Source organism: Armatimonadota bacterium (genome assembly GCA_013314775.1).
GTDB lineage: Bacteria > Armatimonadota > Zipacnadia > Zipacnadales > JABUFB01 > JABUFB01.
Window position 1 is genome coordinate 158298 of record JABUFB010000009.1, and the last position, 21779, is coordinate 180076.

15 protein-coding genes are annotated in these 21779 nt (G+C 63.6%); 10 read left to right on the forward strand and 5 right to left on the reverse strand.

Going from position 1 to position 21779, the window contains the following annotated elements; translation table 11 throughout:
* Window positions 1-18: 18 nt before the first annotated feature.
* On the forward strand, window positions 19-2700 hold the full coding sequence (locus HPY44_12030; GenBank protein ID NSW56735.1) for a right-handed parallel beta-helix repeat-containing protein: 2682 nt from the start codon (window positions 19-21) through the stop codon (window positions 2698-2700).
* Between the two features lie 94 nt (window positions 2701-2794).
* Here HPY44_12030 and HPY44_12035 read toward each other — a convergent pair whose 3' ends face one another.
* Window positions 2795-3727 (reverse strand): hypothetical protein, encoded by a 933-nt coding sequence (locus HPY44_12035; protein ID NSW56736.1) that lies wholly within the window; start codon window positions 3725-3727, stop codon window positions 2795-2797.
* Window positions 3728-4100: 373 nt separating this feature from the next.
* Window positions 4101-5147, reverse strand: a complete 1047-nt coding sequence (locus HPY44_12040) for a 3-isopropylmalate dehydrogenase (GenBank protein NSW56737.1) — start codon at window positions 5145-5147, stop codon at window positions 4101-4103.
* A gap of 196 nt (window positions 5148-5343) precedes the next feature.
* Between HPY44_12040 and HPY44_12045 the strand changes: the two genes are divergently transcribed.
* The 3 genes from HPY44_12045 (at window position 5344) to HPY44_12055 (ending at window position 9080) form a co-directional block, all read left to right on the forward strand.
* Window positions 5344-6402 (forward strand): sugar-binding protein, encoded by a 1059-nt coding sequence (locus HPY44_12045; GenBank protein ID NSW56738.1) that lies wholly within the window; start codon window positions 5344-5346, stop codon window positions 6400-6402.
* Window positions 6403-6508: 106 nt separating this feature from the next.
* Window positions 6509-8005 (forward strand): sugar ABC transporter ATP-binding protein, encoded by a 1497-nt coding sequence (locus tag HPY44_12050; protein NSW56739.1) that lies wholly within the window; start codon window positions 6509-6511, stop codon window positions 8003-8005.
* 70 nt (window positions 8006-8075) lie between these two features.
* Window positions 8076-9080: an ABC transporter permease gene (locus tag HPY44_12055; GenBank protein NSW56740.1), complete on the forward strand. Its 1005-nt coding sequence runs from the start codon at window positions 8076-8078 to the stop codon at window positions 9078-9080.
* 601 nt (window positions 9081-9681) lie between these two features.
* Here HPY44_12055 and HPY44_12060 read toward each other — a convergent pair.
* From HPY44_12060 to HPY44_12070, 3 genes are all read right to left on the reverse strand, one after another.
* Entirely contained in the window at window positions 9682-10869 is a 1188-nt protein-coding gene (locus HPY44_12060) for a FecR domain-containing protein (protein ID NSW56741.1), read from the reverse strand.
* Window positions 10826-12829 carry an adenylate/guanylate cyclase domain-containing protein gene (locus HPY44_12065; protein NSW56742.1) on the reverse strand — a complete coding sequence of 668 codons (2004 nt, stop codon included), beginning with the start codon at window positions 12827-12829 and terminating at the stop codon, window positions 10826-10828. The genes HPY44_12060 and HPY44_12065 overlap by 44 nt, the downstream gene beginning before the upstream one ends.
* Window positions 12830-13013: 184 nt before the next feature.
* Window positions 13014-16115: a hypothetical protein gene (locus HPY44_12070; protein NSW56743.1), complete on the reverse strand. Its 3102-nt coding sequence runs from the start codon at window positions 16113-16115 to the stop codon at window positions 13014-13016.
* 215 nt (window positions 16116-16330) lie between these two features.
* Between HPY44_12070 and HPY44_12075 the strand changes: the two genes are divergently transcribed.
* The 6 genes from HPY44_12075 (at window position 16331) to HPY44_12100 (ending at window position 21721) form a co-directional block, all read left to right on the forward strand.
* Complete coding sequence (locus HPY44_12075) at window positions 16331-17083, forward strand: sugar phosphate isomerase/epimerase (protein NSW56744.1); 753 nt, start codon at window positions 16331-16333, stop codon at window positions 17081-17083.
* Window positions 17084-17179: 96 nt separating this feature from the next.
* Window positions 17180-17998 carry an ABC transporter permease gene (locus HPY44_12080; GenBank protein ID NSW56745.1) on the forward strand — a complete coding sequence of 273 codons (819 nt, stop codon included), beginning with the start codon at window positions 17180-17182 and terminating at the stop codon, window positions 17996-17998.
* Window positions 17995-18750, forward strand: coding sequence for an ABC transporter ATP-binding protein (locus HPY44_12085; GenBank protein NSW56746.1), 756 nt, complete (start codon window positions 17995-17997; stop codon window positions 18748-18750). The genes HPY44_12080 and HPY44_12085 overlap by 4 nt, the downstream gene beginning before the upstream one ends.
* A complete protein-coding gene (locus HPY44_12090; GenBank protein ID NSW56747.1) occupies window positions 18737-19810 on the forward strand; it encodes a glycosyltransferase family 4 protein in 1074 nt (357 codons plus the stop codon). The genes HPY44_12085 and HPY44_12090 overlap by 14 nt, the downstream gene beginning before the upstream one ends.
* Window positions 19807-20754, forward strand: coding sequence for a glycosyltransferase (locus tag HPY44_12095; protein NSW56748.1), 948 nt, complete (start codon window positions 19807-19809; stop codon window positions 20752-20754). The genes HPY44_12090 and HPY44_12095 overlap by 4 nt, the downstream gene beginning before the upstream one ends.
* Window positions 20744-21721: a class I SAM-dependent methyltransferase gene (locus tag HPY44_12100; GenBank protein NSW56749.1), complete on the forward strand. Its 978-nt coding sequence runs from the start codon at window positions 20744-20746 to the stop codon at window positions 21719-21721. The genes HPY44_12095 and HPY44_12100 overlap by 11 nt, the downstream gene beginning before the upstream one ends.
* The last annotated feature ends 58 nt before the right edge of the window (window positions 21722-21779 follow it).

Sequence of the window (21779 nt, forward strand, 5' to 3'; positions counted from 1 at the left end):
AATTCGGAGGACCCTGTCATGTACGCCCTGCCCATGCTCATCATCGTCGCACCGATGGTCCTCATCGCCACAAGCTGCGCCCAGACCGGCCCTGTGTTCACGGTGTCACCGCAAGGCAATGACGCCTGGTCCGGGACTCTCGAGGCGCCCAATGCCACCGGCGACGACGGTCCCTTCGCCACCCTCGCCCGGGCCCAACAGGCCGCCCGCCAAGCCGGACCAGGTGCAACTGTGCAGGTCCGCGGTGGCACGTACACGCTCGACGGGCCGATCGTCTTTACCCCCGAAGATTCCGGAACCGAGGGCAAGCCCATCATCTATGCAGCTTACCCTGGCGAAAAGCCGGTCTTCACTGGCGGCACGGTCATCACGGGCTGGCGCAAGGGCGAAGGCAGCCTGTGGGTCGCCGAGATACCCGAAGTCCGTGAAGGCCGCTGGTACTTTCACCAGCTTTTCGTGAACGATGCCCGCAGAACCCGTGCCCGCACACCCAATGAGGGTTACCTGGCCATCGAAGACAATCTGGTGCCGATGACCGATCGCACGGCGGCTCGCAGCGACAACCAGTACAAGATCGGGTTCAGGTTCCGGGCCGGTGATATCCAGCAGTGGGACAACCTTGACGATGTACAGATCGTCCTCTACCACTCCTGGACCGCCTCCCTTCACTGGATCGACAGCATCAACATGGACACGCGGGAGCTGAAGTTCACCAACCGCTGCGGCTGGCCCGTCGGGTACTGGGATGCCAGGCAGCGCTACCACGTGGAGAACTGTTTCGAGGCTCTGGACTCTCCGGGCGAATGGTATCTCAACCGCAAGACCGGGATGCTCTATTACTGGCCCATGGACGGAGAGGACATGACCGCCGCCCGGGTTATCGCCCCGCGAATCCAGCATCTTGTCGAGATCCGGGGCGACGCCGAACTCGGCCTGCCTGTGTCGAATCTGGTTATTCGCGGCCTCAGTTTCCAGCACGCCGACTGGGTGGCCGATGACCGCCAGGAGGTTCTCGACGGTCAGGCCGCCGTGCATCTCAGCGCCGCGGTGGTTGCCTCAGGCGCTCGAGACTGCACCATCGAAGACTGCGAAATCGCCCATGTCGGGGAGTACGCGATAATCCTCGGCGAGGGCTGCAAACGCAATCTCATCTCCCGCTGCCATATCCACGATCTGGGCGGCGGCGGGGTGCGGCTGGGCATGACCGACCTGCCCAATGAGCCCGAACGCCGCAGCGAGTACAACACGGTCGACAACTGCTTCATCCACGACGGCGGCCACGTGTTTCGGGCCGGCATCGGTGTCTGGGTCGGCCGCAGCAGCTACAACACCGTCTCGCACAACGAAATCTGCGACTTCTACTATTCCGGTTGCTCCGTGGGCTGGAGTTGGGGCTACGCGCCCAGCACCGCACACCACAATGTCTTCGAGTACAACCACATCCATAACCTCGGCAAGAACGTCCTCAGTGACATGGGCGGCATTTACTCCCTGGGCCTGTCTCCCGGAACCGTGGAGCGTTTCAACCTGATCCACGACGTCTTCAGCTACAGCTACGGCGGCTGGGGCCTGTACACCGATGAGGGCTCCACCGACATCCTGATGGAGAACAACATCTGCTACAACTGCAAGACGGGGGCCTTCCACCAGCACTACGGGCGGGACAACATCATCCGCAACAACATCTTCGCCTTCAGCTCACACACGCCGGACATCATCCGTTCGCGGCAGGAGGAGCACAGTTCCTTCACCATCGAGCGCAATATCGTGCTCACCAGCCACGGCGAGCCCCTGGGCGGAAATTGGAGCAACGGGAAGTACACCATCGACCGCAACCTGTACTGGGATATCAACGGGACCGACCTGGACTTCGCGGGCATGGAGTTCGGGGAATGGCAGGCCCTCGGGCGCGATGTGAACTCGATCATCGCCGACCCGCTATTCGTGGATGCGCGGAGCTACGACTTCCGCCTGAAGCCGGACTCGCCGGCGTTCAAGCTGGGCTTCCAGTCCTTCGATGCGTCCGACATCGGCCTGTACGGCGACGCGGAGTGGGTTGCGCTGCCATCGAAGGTGGTGCGGCCGGTGCTGGACCTCCCCGAACCGCCCAAACCCCAGCCGTTGGATGATGATTTCGAGGACACTGCGGTGGGCGATCCCCCGGGCAAGGGTGCGCGCGTCGGCATCGCGGAGCAGGCGTTCATCCGGGTAACGGACGAGACCGCTTCCTCCGGCTCACATAGCCTGAAGTTCACCGACGGCCCCAATTTCCAGCACGAATGGCAGCCGCACCTCACGTACTCCCCGACCCACAACAAGGGCACGGTTCGCATGAGCTTCGATGTGCGCACTGAACCGGGCGCCATCTTCTGGCACGAATGGCGGGACGCGTCGAGCCCGTACAAGGTGGGGCCGTCTCTGCGCATCGAGGCTAACGGGGACCTGAAGGTGGGCGGCAAGACGCTGACTTCGCTGCAGCACGGCCGGTGGGCGAAGCTCACCATCACCTGCCCGCTGGGCAAGGACGCGGGGACGTGGGACCTGGACGTGCAGGTGAAGGACGGCCCGGCAATGAGCTTCGAGGGCCTGAAGATCGGCACGGCTGACTGGCGCCAACTGCGATGGCTGGGCTTCATCAGCCTCGCAACGACCGAGACGGTGTTCTACATCGACAACCTGAAGCTGGACCCGGTGAAGTAGAGGCTTGAGCTGAAGAGGCCCTCGCCGGGCCCGGGGGCAGGGGCCCGGCGAGGGATTCGTGGCGAACCCATCCAACTGCAGAGCGCGCGGTCGCCTACCAACGCTGCCCGAATATCTTGGTGAATATGTCCACGTTGTAGGTGACGCCAAAGATGAGCGCCCCGTCCCACTTCTCGACTGTCGGCAAGCTCCCCGTGGCGTCAACAACGTCGCCGAGCTTGTAGCCCGGAGCCAGGTCGGCTATCTTCCCCAGCCCGTAGCCCAGCATCAGGTTCGCCCCTGGGGTGAACTCCCAGCCCACGCCGGCGAATACGGTGTTGAACGGATCGGAAAGGTCCGTCCCCACCATGAGGCATGTCTGCTGTTTCCATCCAGCTCCCTTCCGAGACGCGGGACGCTCCTCCATATACATGGCGACCGCGAAGCTGAGCGCCACTTCGGTACCGCCATCGTACATAGCCAGGACAGAGTTCTCCCCGCTCGGTCTGCGCGTCAGCTTGTCTGATCCGAGATCCGTGCCAAGAATCCCGATCTGCGTCGTGAAGCGGTAGAGATCCTCCACCCAGACGGGCGATAGAACCTGTTCGAAGTCGAACGTGGCGGGGTCGTCGGCGGACTTGCGTTTCAGCGTGACCGTCACCAACTGATCTGCAGCGAAGCGCCCAAGCGGCCAGGTGAGAATGTACTGCTTCAGGTCCCTTTTGCCGCCCTCGGCCACAGGCACTTCCTGTTGCGTCGACGGTAACGCGATTCCGCGTACCGGAGTGGGCCCTTGCCACGCGGCACCATCGACCTGGACCACGTAGCGGGACAGCGTGCTATCGTTGGGGGCGGACACCGTCGCCTCCAGCCTGATGGGCATGCCCTCATCGACGGACTTTGGGCTTTCACTCCCCTGGAAGAGGGGAATGGCTCCGGACGTAGTCTCCATCACCTTCGCAGTGAGTACTGCATCCCCCAGAGCCTGGGTAATCGGCAGCAGCAAGACGCAAACGCTGAGGACCGCAACGACGGGGCGCATTGTCACGTTAGGTCTCCCCTTCAGCCATATTAGTCATGTGCGACTTCATTCGCTCAGGGTACGCCTACCGCAGGCGGGCCGCGACTCGAAGGCAGGCTTCGCGGTTGGGACCGAGCGTGAAGCGGTCGAACCAACGACCGGCGGCGGAGAACACGAAAAAGCCCGGCACCTTGCGCACGGATGCGCTCCAGGTGTCGGGCTTCTGGTCTGCCCAAGAATAGTGGCCACTGGCCGGAACACTCCCTGCGTCCGGTACGTGAAGCGGCGACTATTCAACTATATTCACATATCGTCCCACGTCAATCAACAATATGCACAAGATATTGTTATTTCAGTGTCTAGATGTGACTATTCAGTAGGACAGAAGCGTACAGAATGCTCAAATCAACCCCGCGATGATGTCGCCGGCCTTCTGGCAGCTTCCCGGATCGCCTGTGACGGCCTGGACCTTGCCCTCGCCCAATGCCTGGATAACCGCATTCTCTACGGCCTTGCCGGCTTCGACCTCACCCAGATGCTCCAGCATCATGCCCGCCGCACAGATTGCCGCCACCGGGCTCGCCTTCCCGGTTCCCGCATGTTTCGGGGCCGAACCGTGGATCGGCTCGAACATACTCACGCCCTCCGGGTTGATGTTCCCGGAGGCCGCAACGCCCATGCCGCCCTGGATCATGGCGCCGAGATCGGTGATGATGTCGCCGAACATGTTGGTGGTGACGATGACGTCGAACCACTCGGGGTTCTTCACGAACCACATGCAGCAGGCATCCACGAAAGCGAATTCCTTGGTCAGGTCCGGGTAGTCCTCGCCCACTGCGGCGAAAGTCCGGCGCCACAGGTCATGGCCGTAAGTGAGGACGTTGGCCTTGTCCACGCTGTGGATGGTCTTTTTCTTGTTGCGCTTGCGGCACAGTTCCATGGCCCAGCGCATCACACGCTCGCAACCCTTGCGGGTATAGACGGCTTCCTGCACGGCCACCTCATCGGGAGTGTTCTTCTTCAGGAACCCACCGACGCCCGCGTACAGGTCCTCGGTGTTCTCGCGCACCACGACGAAGTCGATGTCCTCTGGTCCCTTGTCCTTGAGGGGACACGGGACGCCGGGGTACAACTTGACGGGGCGTAGGTTGATGTACTGGTCGAACTCGAAGCGCAGGCGCAGGAGGATGCCGTGTTCCAGGATGCCCGGCTTGACCTGGTCGTGGCCGACCGCGCCGAGATAGATAGCGTCCATCTGGGACAGTTCCTGCATCTCCGCGTCGGTGATGATGTCGCCGGTGCGCAGGTAGCGGTCGCCGCCGATCTCGTAGGGAATTGTTTCATATTTGACGCCGAACTTCCGCGCGGCCACGTCCATGACTTTCAGGGCCTCCGCGGTAACTTCGGGCCCGATACCGTCACACGGCAGGACAGCAATCTTGTACATTCGGGGTGCCTTCCTTTTCGTAGGGGTCCAGCGATTATAGCACAGAGGGCGATACGCGTCACCACGATGGACTCGCGCGTCTCGCGCGGGAAGGTGTGTGCGCGCCTGTAGCGAATCATGTCACACGTAGGCGGACCGCTGACAGGCATCGCTCTGCAGCGGCCTTCTCTCCGAGCGCCCGAAGGAGGCTCCTGTCATGTGTTCGACTTGCCGGGTCGTTCTCGCATTGGCACTGCTGTGTCTCACCCTGCTGGCCATAGCCGGATGCCCGAGTAAGCCCCAGGAGGCCCGGGAACCGCTGGTGGGTCCCCAGGATGCGGGGCTGGCCCCCGAGGCCAAGACCGATGCACCTGCGGCGTCGGAGATCGAGATCGCCCTGATCAGCAACACCGTCTCGCCTTTCTGGACGGCGGTGGAAGCCGGCCTGGAGAAGGCTGCCGAGGACCTTGGCTGCAAAGCGTACATGGTCGGCTGCAAGAGCGGCCAGCTTGAGGAGCAACGCAGGCTGTTGGAGAGCGCTGAGGCCAAGGGCGTCAAGGGTATCGCTGTGTCCCCCCTGGACACCAAGGCGCTAACCCCGGTCATCAACGAGATCGTGGACAGGGGCACGCCGGTGGTGGCCATCGACTCCGACTGCCCGGGCAGCAAGCGCTATTGCTACGTGGGCTCGGACAATGCAGCCGCCGGCAAGCTCCTCGCGGATTACGCGAAGGAAAAGCTGCCTGAAGGCGCCAAATGTGTGCTGTTCGTGGGCGAGGCGGGCGTGGAAAACTCCCAGGCTCGCATCAACGGGTTCAAGGAAGGGGTCGCGGAGAAAAAGATCGAGGTCCTAGACGTCATGCAGGACCACAGCGTCATCGGCCGCGCCCGGTCCAATGTGGAAGACGTCATCCAGAAGCATCCGGACATCGATGCGCTGGTGGGCATCTGGTCCTATAACCTGCCCGCGATCGCCGCGGCGGTGAAGGAATCCGGCAAGCGCGACCAGATCCTCGTGATCGGCTTTGACGCCGAGCCGGCAACCCTGCAGAGCCTCGAGGCCGGGGATATCGACGGCACCGTGGTGCAGAACCCGTACGGGTTCGGGTACAAGTCGGTGGAGATTCTCTTCCATCTCGCTTCGAAGAACGAGGACAAGCTCAAGGAACTCGTGCCCGAGAACAAGATCGTGGACACCGGGGTCGAGCTTGTGACCCCCGAGAATCTCGGCGAGTTCAAAGCGAAACTCAAGGAACGCGGGATCGAGTCCTCTTAGCCGTATGCCGGGGGCAGGACGAACCGAAGGACCCGCCTGCCCCCGCTTGTCGTGTCTCCCGACGCACCGCCAGGCTGCAGCCTACTTCCGCCGGAGAGAATGATCCGTGCCCGATTCGCCGCGTCTGAGCCTGCGAGGCATTCACAAGCGTTTCGACAACACCGTCGCGTTGGGTGGCGTCGATCTGGACTTGCTGCCAGGTGAAGTCCTCGGCCTGGTCGGCGAGAACGGCGCGGGGAAATCTACCCTCGCCCGGATCATCGCGGGTGTGCACCAGCAGGATGCCGGTGCCATTGAGGTCGAGGGCGAACTTCGCGCGATTCCGGATGTGCGCACCGCGCAGAGTCTGGGCATTGCGGTGGTTCATCAGGAGCTGAACCTGGTCCCTCACCTCAGTGTGGAGAGCAACATCCTCCTGGGCCGCGAGCCGTGGCACGTACCGCTGCTCAGGCTCTCGGACCGCAAGGCTCTGCGCGCGCGAGCCCTGGAGATGCTGGAACTCGTGGGCCTCGAGGTGGACCCTGGCACGCTGGTGATGAACCTGAGCATCGCGGCGCAGCAGCGAGTCGAAATCGCCCGAGCCCTTTCGCTGAACGCACGCATCCTCATCATGGACGAGCCCACGTCTTCGCTGGCCACGAGTGATGCCGACGCGCTCCTGCAGATCGTGGCCGGACTGCGCGAACAGGGCATGTCGGTAATCTACATCTCCCACAAGCTGGATGAGATTCTACGGATATCGGACCGCATCGCGGTCTTTCGCGACGGCCTCAAGGTGGCCGAGATGCGTTCCTCCGAGACCACTCAGGACCAGCTCGTGACGGCCATGGTCGGACGCGATCTGTCAACGCTCTTTCCGGGTCGCCCCGAGAGCTTCGGCGAAGTCGTCCTTCGGGTCGAAGACCTGCTGGCTGCCGGGATCGCGGAGCCAGTTTCCTTCGAGGTGCGCTCAGGGGAAGTGCTGGGGATCGCAGGACTTGTCGGAGCAGGACGGACGGAACTCCTGCGGGCCATTTTTGGCGCGTCGAAAAGGAGAGCCGGGCGCGTGTCGGTGCTGGGGCGACCGGTGGGCGATTCTCCGGCAGAGGCAATGCGCGCCGGGATCGGCTTCGTTCCCGAAGACCGCAAGTCGCAGGGGCTCCACCTGCCGCTCAGCCTGCGCGACAATATCACATTGGCGGTATTGCGCAATCTCGCACGAGGGATGTTCCGCCGCGAAAGCCGGGAATGCAGCGTCGCTGACCGGTTCATCGCACAGCTCGACGTGCACGCCGCGTCCCGCGAACAGCCGGTCGTGAGTCTCAGCGGTGGCAACCAGCAGAAGGTTCTCCTGGCGAAGTGGCTGGCAATCGAGCCGAAGGTGCTCCTGTTGGACGAGCCGACTCGGGGGATAGACGTGGGAGCCAAGCAGGAAGTGTACCGGCTGATTGCCCGTATCGCAGGAAGCGGTGTGGCGGTGGTGGTGGTCTCCTCCGAGATGGAGGAGATCATTGGCCTGTCTCACCGGGCGCTGGTGATGCGAGAGGGCAGACCGGCAGGCCAGCTGCCCGGAGACCGGCTCTGCGAAAGAGAGATCATGGCCCTTGCGGCGCAGAAGGGCTGAGCAACGCGGGCGCGGGCGCCGCCTGGGACGGCGTATCGGGGCCCGCCAATCCTGATGGACAGTTGACCACATGAAAGCCCAAAACTCGCCGTCAAATCAGTTCGCAATGCCTGCTTCACTGAGCTTTCTGCGCACGCGCGAAGCCGGCATCTTCCTGAGCCTCGCATTGATCGTCGCGGTGATCCTGCTCATGGGTGAGGGCCCGCGGGAGAGCTTCCTGCGGCCTGCGAACCTGCAGAATCTGTCTCGCCAGATCGCACTGCTCGCCATTTTCGCTATCGGGGAGACTTTCGTCATCATTGCCGGCGGGATTGACCTGTCGGTGGGTTCGCTGATCGCCTTCGCGGGAGTGCTGGCCGGGCTGCTGACGGTGAACCTGGGCATGCCTACGGTTCCGGCTGTCGCCATCGTCCTCGCGGCCTCTCTCGGAGTGGGCGCCCTGCACGCCACACTGATCTCGCGCATCGGTCTGCAGCCTTTCGTGGCGACCCTTGGCACCATGTGCATCCTGCGGGGAGTCTCGCTCCTGCTCACGGACTCCCTGCCCATCCCCATTGTAGACGAGGGCTTGACCTGGCTGGGCAATGGTCGTCCCGCCGGCATTCCCACCCCCGCGCTTGTGCTGGTGTTGGTCGCTCTCATCGCCGTGGTGATCCTGCGCAACACGATCCATGGCAAGTACATGATCGCACTGGGGAGTAATGAAGAGGCCACGCGGCTGTCGGGGATCAACGTGGATCGGGTGAAGCTGCTAGCCTATTGCCTTTGCTCGCTGCTCACCGGAGTTGCGGGCGTGGTTTTCGCAGGATACGCACGGCAAGGCAATCCGTCCAGCGGTATCGCCTACGAACTGAACGCCATCGCTGCATCCGTCATCGGGGGCTGCAGTCTCACCGGCGGTGAAGGCAGCGTTCTCGGGACGCTCCTGGGGGCAACCATCCTGAGCGTCATCCTCAATGGCTTGAACCTGGTGATCAGCAAGAACGCGTCCTTGTGGGAGGGCGTGATCGTGGGCTCGGTGGTGATCGTGGCGGTGGGCATGAACACGATCCGGCGCAAGGCGAGACGGTCGTAGCGCGGGAAGCCGAAGAAATGAAACGGCGCGGGAGCAATATGCCGCGCCGTCTATGTGTGCGGTTGGGGTCTCCGCGTATCAGTTCCAGTAGTACAGGAGCTTCCGCAGGCGATTGCTGTTGTTCTCCGGGGCGAACTGGTCGCCCTTGAGCCACTTGGCGTGACCGCGGTAGCAGGACATCACGTGGTTCATACCGTGCATGGCCTTGGCGGCGGGGGCGCTGGAAAACCTGTGCTTTCTTCAAGCAGGGCATGAGCCGGGACTGCAGATTCCCCGAGGAATCCACGTAAACCCACATGTACCAGGGGTTCGAGGCGTCGTCGTACGTTGGACACGTCACCTTATCGAAATATCGGACATATACCCACGAACCAAGCGGCCGCAAGCTGCTTGATGTTCGACAGGCAGCCTGCGACCGCTGCGCTTACTCTCTCGCTCGGGCGAAGACCGGGAACAGGACCGCCGCGAGGATCGCGATGATGGCGATAGGGAAGGGCAGCTCGCTCAGGGCGAAGCCTCGTTCAATGTCCGTACCTCCTGCGAAGATTGATCGACGGCGGGACCATTCTGCCGAGACGGCGCCCAATCGCACAGGCCGATCTTACTGGCTTTCCAGCTTCCGGATACCCGTCGGCGTCAATTCGTAAGTGGTTCGCCGCTTGTCGCGCGCCTGGACGATCATGCGGTAGCTGCGCCCGCCGGGTCCCACCTCGTATTTCTGGATCGCATTCCCGTGGAAGGCCTTGAGCATCCGGCTGGCCTCGTCGTACGGGACGTTCAGTTCCTCCAGGGTAATCGGATTCACGAAGGGCGGGTAGCGCGGGTAGCCCTCGAGCATCTGCATAATCCGCCGCAATTGCTCCTGAGCGGCGGTGCGACGCGCAATGTCCGCTGCTCCTCGCGCCCAGGAGGACTTTCCGATGCCGAGGATCGACAGGGGCGCGTCCAGAGTCTGGGTGATGGTCAATTCGACGGTCTTCAACCATAGTTCCGGCGGAATCGGCCTGAAGAGCGATGCCTGAGCCTGGAACATCGCGCGCTCCTCATCACTCATCCATTCCGGAGCCTTTGGTGGTCTTCCGTAGGATACCGTGCTCATACCGCCCTGGGCGACGTACGTGGGCGTCCCCGTGAAGCCTTCCACCTGCACAAATCCGTCAGTGCAGGTGACCGCGGTGGTGCGCTTGTCTGGTTCATACCGCACTGCATAGATGGTGCCCCGCACCGCAGCCACCGCCGAAGGCGTGTAGACCTTCATTTCGGATTGAGCACCGAAGTTGGGCCCAACGCTGGACCACACCTGCCCTGCCTTCAGCATCAGCGCCCGAGAGCGCCAGCGCCCGCCACGGCTGTACTCGAGGAGCTTGATCACCAGTTGTGCATTGGGCCCGAGATTCGTTACGCTCCCGTCGGGATACTCCAGGCTGGCGTACGAGTTCTGGCCCGTCAGAAGCACGTTATTATCTCCGAGCTGCTGGTTCGTCTGGGCCGGTACGCCCTGCGCCCCCTCGGACGGCGCCACCAGAACCTGCCCGCCGAAATCAGTCAGTGTTGCCGAGAACTCCTGATTCTCCCGTCGCACGCCATCCGCCACGAGCACCACGAGGATAATCGCCAGCCCAATGAACACGCGGCGATCCAGCCACGCAGGCAACAGGAACTTATGGTACCGCCGCTTCCGCCTGCGCTCCTTCCGATCCAGGTCGCCGGCCAGGTCCACCAGCGCATCAGACAGCAGCTCGTCTTCACTCTTCGGCTTCGCCTTCTTCCTGCCCCCGAGAAGTAGCATTTATCACCGCTTCCTTGTCGTTGTTGTCTCCCCCCCGAGAGCGAAGGACCTCAAAGACCCGTATTTTTCCCTCCCTTCCACGTATCTCCGCCTCGCCGAGCTCGCGGACAGGCTCATCGGAAGCAATGAGCCGAGCGGTGGTCTCGCTGATGATGAACTCCACCTGGTAGCCTTTGCAGAGGCCCTCGATGCGCGAGGCGGTGTTCACCGTGTCGCCGATGGCAGTGAACTGCATTCGCTCTTCCGAGCCCACATTGCCCATAACCGCCTGCCCCGAGTGGATACCGATGCCGATCCGCAGAGGCGTTCGGTCGGGCTCCCGCTCCCACTTCCGGTTGAGCAGGTCCAGGCGCGCCAGCATCTGCTTGCCCGCCCGCACGGCAAGCTGCGCGTGGTCATCCTCCTGGGTGCCGAAGGCGTTCCAGCACGCCATAATCCCGTCGCCCATGAACTTGTCCAGGTAACCATCGAAAGCGAAGATTGCCCGACTCATCTGGGTCAGGTACTCGTTGAGTTGGGCCACCCAGACTTCCGGCGGGATGCTCTCCGAGAGCGTCGTCGAACCGCGCACGTCCGCGAACAAGAGCGTGACCTCGCGCCGGTGACTCTGGCGGATTACCTCGGGCTCTTTCATCAGTTCGCGCAGGACATCCGGAGACACGTACGCGTCGAACTGTCGCTGGATCAGTCTGCGCTCCATGGTCAGGCGGTCGTACAGCCCCAGCACAAGAGGCACTGCGCCGGCCAGAAGTATGGCCCCGTAAGGAATCCAGACATTTGCAAGCCGGAATGCAACGTAAAACGATGGTACCCCGAGCACGGCCACGATAAGCGTTGAGATCAAAACCGCAATGCTCTCGCCGCCGGTCAGCCAGACAGCGAGAGTCACCAGCGCGCCCAAGACCACGGCCAGCCCGGTGATGAGCGTCGAATCCGAGACGTCCAGGATGGGTGCCTCATGCAGGAGGGCATTGGCGATATTGGCGTTGGTCTCCACTCCGAAAAACACGCGGTTGCCCCTGCGGTACGGGGCAGGCCGGATGTCATACAGGCCGGGAGCGGTGGCGCCTATGAGCACGATCTTGTCACGGAACTTCTCAACCATGCCCTCCTGTCGCAGGGCGTCCACCAGGCTCACCCGGCCGATCGTCCCGGTGGGTCCGCAATAGGGGATGAGCGTGGCGCCATCGCGCTCGATGGGGAACTGCCCCTGGCCGTAACCGCGCACCGAGTATTGGTCCTCTCCAACCTGGCGGATGATGTCCTCCGGCGCTGTGCCGGCAGCCACCTGGGCGATGGCGGTGCCGAAATGGGGGAACACCCGGCCGCCATCGCCGATCATCATCGCGCAGAAACGCCTGTACACGCCGTCCGGGTCGGGGTCGATCTGCACGTATCCCACCGCCGCCGCTTCCCGGGCGAGTTGCGGAGTGGGCAGTGCGAACCGTTCTCCTGTCTTTGCGCGTCGCAGGGCGCCACGGGCTGGTGGGTAGCAGAATCGCTCCAGCAGGGCCGGGTCGTCGCTTTCCGTGGCAGGCTGTGGTGTCCAGTGTGCGGCAAGAACCACGCGGCCGTGTTCGCGGATTGCCCGGGCAAATAGCTCATCGGCGGTACTCACATGTCTGGCGGAGCCGGAGGACGCTACCTGTACCGGCGCATCATCAGGCTCGGGGAAGAGAACATCGAAGGCGACTACGCGGGCCTGGCTGAGAGGACCGAAAAGCAGATTCGCGTAGATGTCCCGGTGCCAGGACTGGAAACGCCCGAGTTCGCGCAGGCTCTTGTCGTCGATCTCCACAATCACAATGTCGGAGGGCGGGTCAGGGGGTGTCCAGTCGTGGATCAGGTCGTATGCGTAGTGCTCGACCACTGAGAAGATGAACAGATCGGGTGTCCAGGGGGTACTGCGTAGGACGGCGATGAGCAATGCTAGGGTAATCCCCCACTGAATACCCCGCACGCGGCGGCTCTCCAGTGACCGGGTAGTTGCGTCCGAGCCGGGCAAGCGCTATCACCTGCTGGAAGTGGGGTGCGCGCCAGCGTCAGTCGACGATGCGCGTGTGTACCCCTTATTCTGCGCCCCGGCGCGCAAACCCTTTTCCGGGGGGCAACGACGGCGGAGAGAGGGCAACGGACTGCGCTGCTCATCGTCGGCGCAGGCGCTCCAGGTACTCCCGGGTCACGCGCTCGAAGTCCAGGGGCAGATCCCGCGGACCGGTCTCGCGGCGTTCGCGCTGGGATCTTGGGGGACGGGTCTGATCGGGCCGCAGCACGGGCGGTTTCGGCGCGGGCTTGTAAGGCTTCGGAGCCTCGGCCTTGCGCTCTTTGCTCTCACTCTTCTTCGAGTACAGCGACCGCTGGGCGTCCAGCATCTTGTGGAGGATCTCCCGCTGTCTTTCCACCGTCTCGCCACTCACTCTCCCTCCCCGCAGCGCGTCTTCCACCTTCTCCATCTCCGCGGGGGTGCCCCCAAGCTGATCCACGAGGTTGTTCGACCCCTGCCCGGACAGGAGCTTCTGCAGGGCCTGGCGGATGAGGGCCTGCTCGAAAGCAAGCTGGGACAGGTCGCCGGGCCCGGGCATCGGCTGCCGGCCGGCGCTCCCGGGCTTGTCTCCGCCGGGCATGGGCTGCCCGCCTTCCTGCTGGGTGCGCTGGTTGAGGGCCTTCTGGCGCTGCGCCATCTCCTCCAGGCGCTTCATGTACTCCTGCAGGGCCATCTGCGCCGAGGCCTGCCCGAGCTGCTGGGACAGGTCCATGAGGTCCCGCGCGAGGTCATTCAGGCCGCGGAGCGTCTGCGCTTGGCCCGCGAGGGCGTCGGCCATCTCGCCGGCGTCGATCTGCCGTTCGGCGCGAGCCATTTGTTCCGCGAGGTCTCGGGCGCGGCCAGCGAACTCCGGCGGCACCACGGGGGTGAGCCGCGACAGGTTGTCCATCTGCCTCGCAAGGCCCTCCGCACCCTTGCGCGCCGCCGCCTGCCTGCGCTGGAGTTCCGTCAGGCGAGGCTTGGACTGGGCAACATCCACCCGCATGCGTGCCGCGAGGTCCTGCGAATCGGCGAGCAGGTCCTCCTGCGCGTCCGACACCGCCAGGGCATCGCGGGTAAGCCTGCGGGCGGCGTCCGACATCGCCTTGCGGTCGGCTGCGGTCAGGTCCGCGGCGGCTCCGGCCATTGAAGCGGCGGCGTCTCGCAATGCCTGCTCGGCCTTACGCTGGGGCCCGGTCGCCTGATCGGGGCTGCCGCTTTTCAGCGCCCCGGCCGCTCTGCGCATCTGTCCCGCCGGATCCTGCTGCTTCAGTGTGGCGGCGGCATTGCGAAGTTCAGAGGCAATCTGCTCACTCTCCTTCTGCATCTCCTCGGCAAGTTTCTCTATCTGCGCCGCAACCGGGTCGGTCTGATCCGCGAGTTCCCGCTGTCTGCCGGTCTCGCGATTGGCAGGGCGACCTTCAGGGAGCCTGCGGGTCTGCTCAGCCAGCTCCGCCTGCCTGTCCGCGAGCTGTTCCAGGTATTTGCGCAGGACTTCCAGCCCGGCTTCGAGCTTCGCCTTGCGGAGCATCTCGATGGTGCGGTCGAGCTTTTCCATGAACTCCTGCTGGGCCTGCCGGGCGCGCTCAAGATTCCGGGCGAACTGGTCGGTGCCAAGCTTCTTGAGGGCCTCGTGCATCTCTTCCATGACACGCTTGAGGTCCTCATTCATGAGCTCGGCCATGAGTTCGTGCAACTCGCGGACCTTCTGTACCAGGTCATCGCTGATCAGCGGGTTATCCGCGAGAGCCTGCTCGGCCCGGGCCATGGCCTGGCGCACATCCTCCGCACGTGCCTCGAGGCGGCGCTGCGCTTCCTGCAGGGCGCCTCGGGTCACATTGGGAGCGGCGCCGGCCGCGGACGCCTCCTGGACCTGGCGGATCAACTCCTGAAGCTGCTGGTCGAACTCACGGGCCTCCGCTGCCAGCCTGTCCAGCGCGTCTTCCTGGCGCTCCTGAGTCTTCTCGATCTGCACCGGCGGCGCGTCAGGTTCCGGAGGCGAAGCGAGCTTGATGCTGTAGGTGCGGCTCACAGCGCTCTTCGGTCCCGAAATCGTGTCGTTGTCCCGCACCATCGCCCGGTACTCCAGCACCTGCCCCGGCCGGAGGCCCAGCGGAGTGATGTCCCACTGCGATGCGGACACGAACTGCTTCCCCCCAGACCCCAGGGGCAGCGCCTGCCATGTCTCTCCGCCCACGCGGTACTGAAGCTCTACCGCGGAAATGCCGAAGTCGTCGCTTGCCGCAATTTCCAGACGCACGGGCCTGGCGAAATCCAGTACCAGGTCGCGGCCCGGGTCCCTCACGCGAACCGTCGGCGCGCGATCGAGCAAGACTCGCACGGAAAAGGGACCCGACGTCACGGACCGGTCACCAAGTGACGCGCGAAGCCCCCAGTCCAGGTCTTCGAGTACCGCGAACCCGGCCTCGAACTCACCTTTGCCCAGCCTCACCGCATCGTGTCCGGTGACCGTGAGGAATGCCTGGGCGCCATCGGTATGCTTACCCCGGACGATGATCTGCGTGCCCTTGATTACCCGCAGGCTCTCGTAACCGTCGGCATAGGTCTCAGCAGGAATGCCGGTGTACTCCGGGGGATGGACGGTCACGGTTACATCCAGCAGGCCCAGCGGAGCCGGGCGCGGCTTCTCGGGCTTGCTCTCGATTGCACCGTCCAGCCCGGGAGGTCCAGTGTTTGGCTGCCCCGCCAGTCGCGCGAGCCCGTTCGGGCAGGCCAGCGCGATGATAACCAGCGTGAGAACGCACGGGAGCGCCGCCAGGGACAGTCTACGCAGGCCATTGAGGTCCAGGCTGGTCCACAGCCGCTCGGACTCCAGCCGCCGGGTGACCTGCGCCGCCAGACGATCTGTGAGCCCTGGTGCGGCGCCCGGAGCAGGGTCGATCAGCGCCAGAAGTCGGTCGCGCAAGTCAGGATAGCGACGCTCCACCAGCCTTCCCAGCGCACGCGGAGTGACTGGAAGCAGCGGTGGCACGAAAACCAGGACGGCGAAGCTGAGTGCCGCGAGGATCGCCAGGGGAGTACTGGAGGCCGGAGCGCCCGGCAAGGCGTTGAGGACCAGCAGAAGCGTGCTGCCGAGTATGCCCCACAGCGCCAGCCACAGTACGAGACCCCTCACCGCGCGGTACAACCGCAGCGTCCGGCCCAGGGCGACCAGGCGCGCGTGCAAGGCAGCGGGGACAGTCGGCGGCAGTTTCGCGGACATCGCCTCTCCAATAGGGGGTTGCGATCAACACGATTGACAGATCCTGACAGTCCACAGTTCCACGGGATATGGCGATGGACCTTGCGAGGGCGGTTGTGGACATGCTCGGAACGGCCCGTTCTCGCACTTTCCGCCCTCCGCCTTTTGCGCTATAGTACCCCACGGCGTTCGGCTCGACGATGAGTGCAATTACCCAACCCCAAGGGGAGAGAAACATGGCAAAACCGATTTCCGTTCAGCTCTACTCGGTCCGTGAAGCTGCGGCCCAGGACTTCCCCGCCGTCCTCAAGCAGATCGCCGACATCGGCTACGTCGGCGTTGAGTTCGCCGGGTTCCACAACATGGACCTCAAGGAACTCAAGTCAATTATCGACGACCTCGGCCTGCAGGTGTCCAGCGCGCACATGCCGATGGTCACCGACGAGAATGCGTCCGAACTCATCGACCAGTGCAAGACTCTCGGCATCACCAAGCTCATTACCGGCCCGGGTGGGCCCATCGACACCATGGACGGCGTCATGGCCTGCGTCGCGAAGCAGAAGCGCGCCGTGGAGCTTCTCGAGGGCACCGGCATTAGCTTCGGCCTGCACAACCACTGGCAGGAGTTCGAGCCTGTGGACGGCAAGCTGCCCGAAGACATCATGCTGGAGGAAGTCCCCTGCCTCTTCGCGCAACTTGACGTCTACTGGGTCGCCAAGAGCGGTCAGGACCCAGTCGAGACCGTGAAGCGCCTTGGTCACCGGGCTCCGGTCCTGCACATCAAGGACGGCCCCCTCGACCCACCGCAGCCCATGACCGCCGTCGGCAAGGGTGTCCTGGATATGCCGGCAATCATCGGCGCAGCCGATGAAAGCGTCCTGGAGTGGCTCATCGTTGAGCTTGACTCCTGCGCCACCGACATGATGGAAGCCGTCCGCGACAGTTACGCTTACCTCGTGGGCGAGGGACTGGCAGTAGGCAACAAGTAGCCAAGAAAAGGATACCGGCGCGGCGAGCAATCACCGAATAGCCGCCGCGCCGGACATCACACCGCCGTTCCCCTCGCTTGGAGGGCAGCTGACCGCATGAGCATGACCGACAAACCCGGGGCGCTATCACCTGCCTGGCGCTGGGCCATCACCCAGTTGGTCCGGCGTGATCTCAAGGTCCGGTATAAGAACTCCGCTCTCGGCTTCTGCTGGTCGTTCCTCAATCCCCTGATGCAGATCGCGGTGATGACCATTGTCTTCCGCTATATCATGGGATCGCGGATTCAGAACTTCTCCATGGAGCTGTTCACCTGTTTCCTGCCGTGGATGTTCTTCTCGCAGGCGCTGAATGACGGAGCCGTGTGTGTCTCGAAGGACTTCCTGCTGGTGAAGAAGTACCCGTTCCCACGCATGATTCTGCCCATTTCCAGTCTTTGCTCCAACTTCGTGCACTTGTGCTTCGGCTTCGCAGTTCTCTTCATCATCTTCATCCTTCTGCCCGTGCATTTCAACGTCTACATGCTTTGGGTGATCCCGTTCCTGGTCATCCAGGCCGCGCTGACGCTGGGGCTCGTGCTTCTCCTGTCCACGCTGCACATGTACTATGAGGATATCCGGTTCCTGCTGGGCTCTTTGACGCAACTGCTTTTCTTCCTCTGCCCCATCGTGTACACCATCGACCAGGTGCTGGAGAGCGACCGGCTGGCGCCGATCTGGAAAGAGCTGTACATCATGGGTAACCCACTGACGCCCCTGTTCATCGGTTACCGGACGGCGCTGCTGCATGGGGGCGAGTGGCCGGTGCCCGATTTCTGGCTGTACGTGGGTATCTCGGCGGTGTGGTCCGCAATCATCCTTGCCCTGGGAGTGCTGGTCTGGCGGCGCTACCAGTGGCAGTTCCCCGAGATGGTATGATGTCCCAGACTGTGGTTGAGGTCCGCAATCTCGCAAAAAAATACCACGTGCGTCACGAGCGGATGCCCAGCATAAAGCGGGCGGTGGTCCGGGTATTCCGCCCCTACCCCACCGAAGTGCTCTGGGCTCTGCGCAATGTGAGCTTCAGCGCGGTCAGAGGCGAGTCCGTGGGGATCATCGGCAGCAACGGGTCGGGAAAGAGCACGCTGCTGCGGCTGATTGCAGGCATCCTCGTGCCCACCGACGGCGAGATCACTGTGCGCGGTGCAGCGGGCGGGCTGTTCGAACTTGCGGCAGGATTCCATCCGGAACTCAGCGGAGCCGACAACATCCTGCTCAGCGGCGCGCTCATGGGGTACTCGCGCCGGCAAGTGGAGGACCGCTACCAGGACATCATCAGTTTCTCTGAACTCGGGGAATTCATCGATGTGCCGGTGAAGACATATTCCTCCGGCATGTCACTGCGACTGGGGTTTGCCACGGCCATCGCTTTCGAGCCTGAAGTCCTGCTGGTGGATGAGGTGCTTGCCGTGGCCGACGAGCATTTCCAGCGCAAAGCCTACGGCCACCTGGCGCGCCTGCGTGAAAAGGGCAGCACACTGTTCATGGTGTCTCACGAACTGGCGTCCATTGAGCGCCACTGTACCCGGGCCATCTGGCTGGAGAAGGGCGAGCTGAGGGCCGATGGGCCCACGGAAGAAGTGGTGGGCGCGTACCTGGCCGAGCAGGGAAACGGAAATGGCACGGGATGATCGGGCGGCCGGCGCGACTCAGATCACCGCGGAAACTCGCCGCGTGCTCATGCTTGCGCCGTCGTATTCACCGCGCTCGGGCGGGGTGGAGAGACACATCCGGCGCGTCTGCGCCGAACTTCGGGGCCGCGGGCACGAAATTCGCATCGCCACGCCGCTGTGGGAACCGGACTGGCCACAGGCCGAGACCCTCGACGGGATCCCCATCCGCCGGGTGAGCCGGGACGGCGTCACCGGTCGGGGACAGCTACGGGACTGGTTCCAGTGGGCCGACATCATCCATACCCACGACGCCTATCCCTTCCTCAAGTACGCCCTCAACTTCCGGCTCCTGCTTCCGCGCAAGCGATACTTCGTCACTTTCCACGGGTACGAGGGCTACCCCATTCCCCTGGAAGCCAAGGTCCTGCGGCGGGTTGTCCTGTGGCTCACTGATGGGAGCATCTGTGCCGGAGCGTTCATCCCGAGATGGTACCGATTCCGCTGCACGCACATCACTCACGGCGGCGTGGACTGCCCCGATGAAATGCCCGTCGGCGGCGATGGCGCGGTGTTCGTAGGCCGGCTGGAGAAGGATACCGGGTTTCTCGATTCCCTCGAGGCCCTGAAAACGCTGCGGAATGTGCACGGGATCGCTTTGCCTCTCACGGTGTGCGGGGACGGGAGCTTGCGCGAATGGGGCGAGACTCTCGCGGATGAGTACGGGATCGATGTCAGCTTCACCGGCCGCGTGCCCGATGTCACGCCGTATCTCCTGCGCGCTCGATTCGCTTTCACCAGCGGCCTGCTCGGGATGCTGGAGGCCATGGCGACTGGATGCGCCGTGCTGGCCACCTACGACAACCCACTGAAGAGAGATTATCTGCGCCTGTTCCCGGGAGCGCCGTACATCGAAATAGCGCGCAGCCCGGGTGAGCTTGCGGCCCTCACCGCATTGCTCCTGCGCGACCGCGCGGCGCTGGACCAACGGCTGCGAGAGGCCTTCGAATTCGCGCGCACTCAGACCTGGGCCGCAGTTGCCGACCTGTACGAAGCCCTCTGGGAAGGTGGCGGCCGATGAGGGCGGCGTTAGTCACCACATGCCTCAATGAGATCGACGCCATCGACGCCTTCCTGGACGCGGTGCTATCCCAGACCCGACAGCCCGATGACATCGTGATCGTGGACGCCAATTCTCAGGATGGGACCATCTCCCGCATACTTGACCGCACGGGGAAAGGCGCGCCGATCAGACTCATCATCTCCGTTGGAGCGAGTCGTTCGACGGGACGAAACACAGGCATAGAGAAGACCAATTGCGAACTCATCGCAGTTACGGACGTGGGGGCGATCCCCCGCAAGGACTGGTTTGAGCGAATCATTGCGCCGCTGGAATCCAACCCCGATGTGGATGTGGTCTCGGGCTACTATGAGCCCGTTGCGAGCAGCCTGTGGGAAGAGGCAGTGTGCGCAGCAACGGTTCCCTCGGCCAGCGAAGTCGACCCGGAGAACTTCCTGCCCTCTTCGCGGTCCGTGGCCTTCCGCAAGAGCGCCTGGGAGAAGGTGGCAGGTTACCCCGATTCAAGGGGCCTGCGGAACGACACGGCTGAGGACACCGCTTTCGACCTCGCCCTGCGCGCGTCGGGCGCGAAGTTCGTCTTCGAGCCGACCGCGATTGTGGAATGGCGGCCGAATGCGGCTCCGCAGGCGCTGTTTCGGCAATTCGGGGCATACGCCCGGGGCGATGCGGTGCGCGGCCTGTGGTTCGGGCATTACACCAAAGCTTTCGTGCTGCTGGTGCTCACACTGGCCCTGATTGCGGGCGGGTTCGTCTTCCCCCCTGTCCAGCTCGGGCTGCATGCACTGCTGGCCGCATACTGGGTGCGTCACGCCTTGCGGGCGCGCCGTCGTACGAAGTCCCTGGAGGCCGCTCTGCTGGCACCTTTCGCAAACATGATCGTCGACTGCGCTCACGTGGTCGGTTACGCTGCGGGGCTTGCTGGGAGGCACACGGATGGCCCTTGAGACCATTGACTGCCCGATCTGCGGGCCGGGGACCGCGCGTCTCATAATGCGCGCGCGAGACCTGAATCTGCTCATTCCGGGAGAGTTCGAGATCCAACGCTGTCAGTCGTGCTCCCTGGCGTTCATCAGCCCCAGGCCGGATGCGGAGAGCATCGGCGAGTATTACCCCACACGCTACTGGAGCCCTCCTACTCCCACAGGGCATCGCCCGTATCTCGACGCCGGCATGAAGCGCACCCTGGACGCCCTGGTGCGCGACTATCCCGGCGGGCGCGTTCTGGATGTGGGGTGCGCAGTGGGCAATCTCCCGGCTCAGATGAGACAACGCGGGCTGGATGCCGTGGGCCTTGAGCCTTACGAACACGCCTGCCGGATCGCGCGGGAGCATTACGGGCTGGAGGTGGACTGCGCCTTTCTGCAGGACACATCGTACCCGGACGGGTCTTTCGACGCCGTCACCCTCTTCGATGTGCTGGAGCATGTCCACGACCCGCTGGGAGACCTGCGGAAGATTCACGCGCTCCTCAAGCCGGGCGGATCCGTCTATATCAAGGTGCCCAATGTGGATGCCCTGCAGCGCAGCCTCTTCGGGCGCTACTGGCACTGGCTCGACACCCCGCGCCATTTGTTCCACTTCAGCCCGAAGTCCATTGCGCGCATGCTGGAAGCGGCGGGGTTCGCGACCGTGAACTCCCGCGCAATCCCCGAACCCGAGGGCGCCATGGTGTTCGAGGTCAGCTGCCTGTACACACTGCGCGCATTCCTGTGGCGGTGGCGCGGCGTCGAAGTCTCCCCGCAGGAGGGCCAGGAGATGACGCAGGTCCTGGAGGGCAAGGTGTACTCCAGCGTGCCTTCAGCAGGGAAGCGCGCATTCCGCTGGTTCATCAAGCGCATCGCCTACGCGCCGTGGGCTGTCGAGAACCTCATCGGAAGATCGGTGGAAGTGCTGGCGGTGGGCAAGAAGTAGGCGTGACCCTGGGCGAAGAGGGTCGCCGGTCCTGTCGACGTATTCAGATGTCTGCGAA

Coding starts and splice junctions, on each gene's coding strand:
- HPY44_12045 (NSW56738.1), top strand. CDS start 5,344: ATGTGTTCGACTTGCCGGGTCGTTCTCGCATTGGCACTGCTGTGTCTC.
- HPY44_12095 (NSW56748.1), top strand. CDS start 19,807: ATGAGGGCGGCGTTAGTCACCACATGCCTCAATGAGATCGACGCCATC.
- HPY44_12060 (NSW56741.1), bottom strand. CDS start 10,869: ATGCTACTTCTCGGGGGCAGGAAGAAGGCGAAGCCGAAGAGTGAAGAC.
- HPY44_12075 (NSW56744.1), top strand. CDS start 16,331: ATGGCAAAACCGATTTCCGTTCAGCTCTACTCGGTCCGTGAAGCTGCG.
- HPY44_12055 (NSW56740.1), top strand. CDS start 8,076: ATGAAAGCCCAAAACTCGCCGTCAAATCAGTTCGCAATGCCTGCTTCA.
- HPY44_12030 (NSW56735.1), top strand. CDS start 19: ATGTACGCCCTGCCCATGCTCATCATCGTCGCACCGATGGTCCTCATC.
- HPY44_12085 (NSW56746.1), top strand. CDS start 17,995: ATGATGTCCCAGACTGTGGTTGAGGTCCGCAATCTCGCAAAAAAATAC.
- HPY44_12040 (NSW56737.1), bottom strand. CDS start 5,147: ATGTACAAGATTGCTGTCCTGCCGTGTGACGGTATCGGGCCCGAAGTT.
- HPY44_12070 (NSW56743.1), bottom strand. CDS start 16,115: ATGTCCGCGAAACTGCCGCCGACTGTCCCCGCTGCCTTGCACGCGCGC.
- HPY44_12090 (NSW56747.1), top strand. CDS start 18,737: ATGGCACGGGATGATCGGGCGGCCGGCGCGACTCAGATCACCGCGGAA.
- HPY44_12080 (NSW56745.1), top strand. CDS start 17,180: ATGAGCATGACCGACAAACCCGGGGCGCTATCACCTGCCTGGCGCTGG.
- HPY44_12100 (NSW56749.1), top strand. CDS start 20,744: ATGGCCCTTGAGACCATTGACTGCCCGATCTGCGGGCCGGGGACCGCG.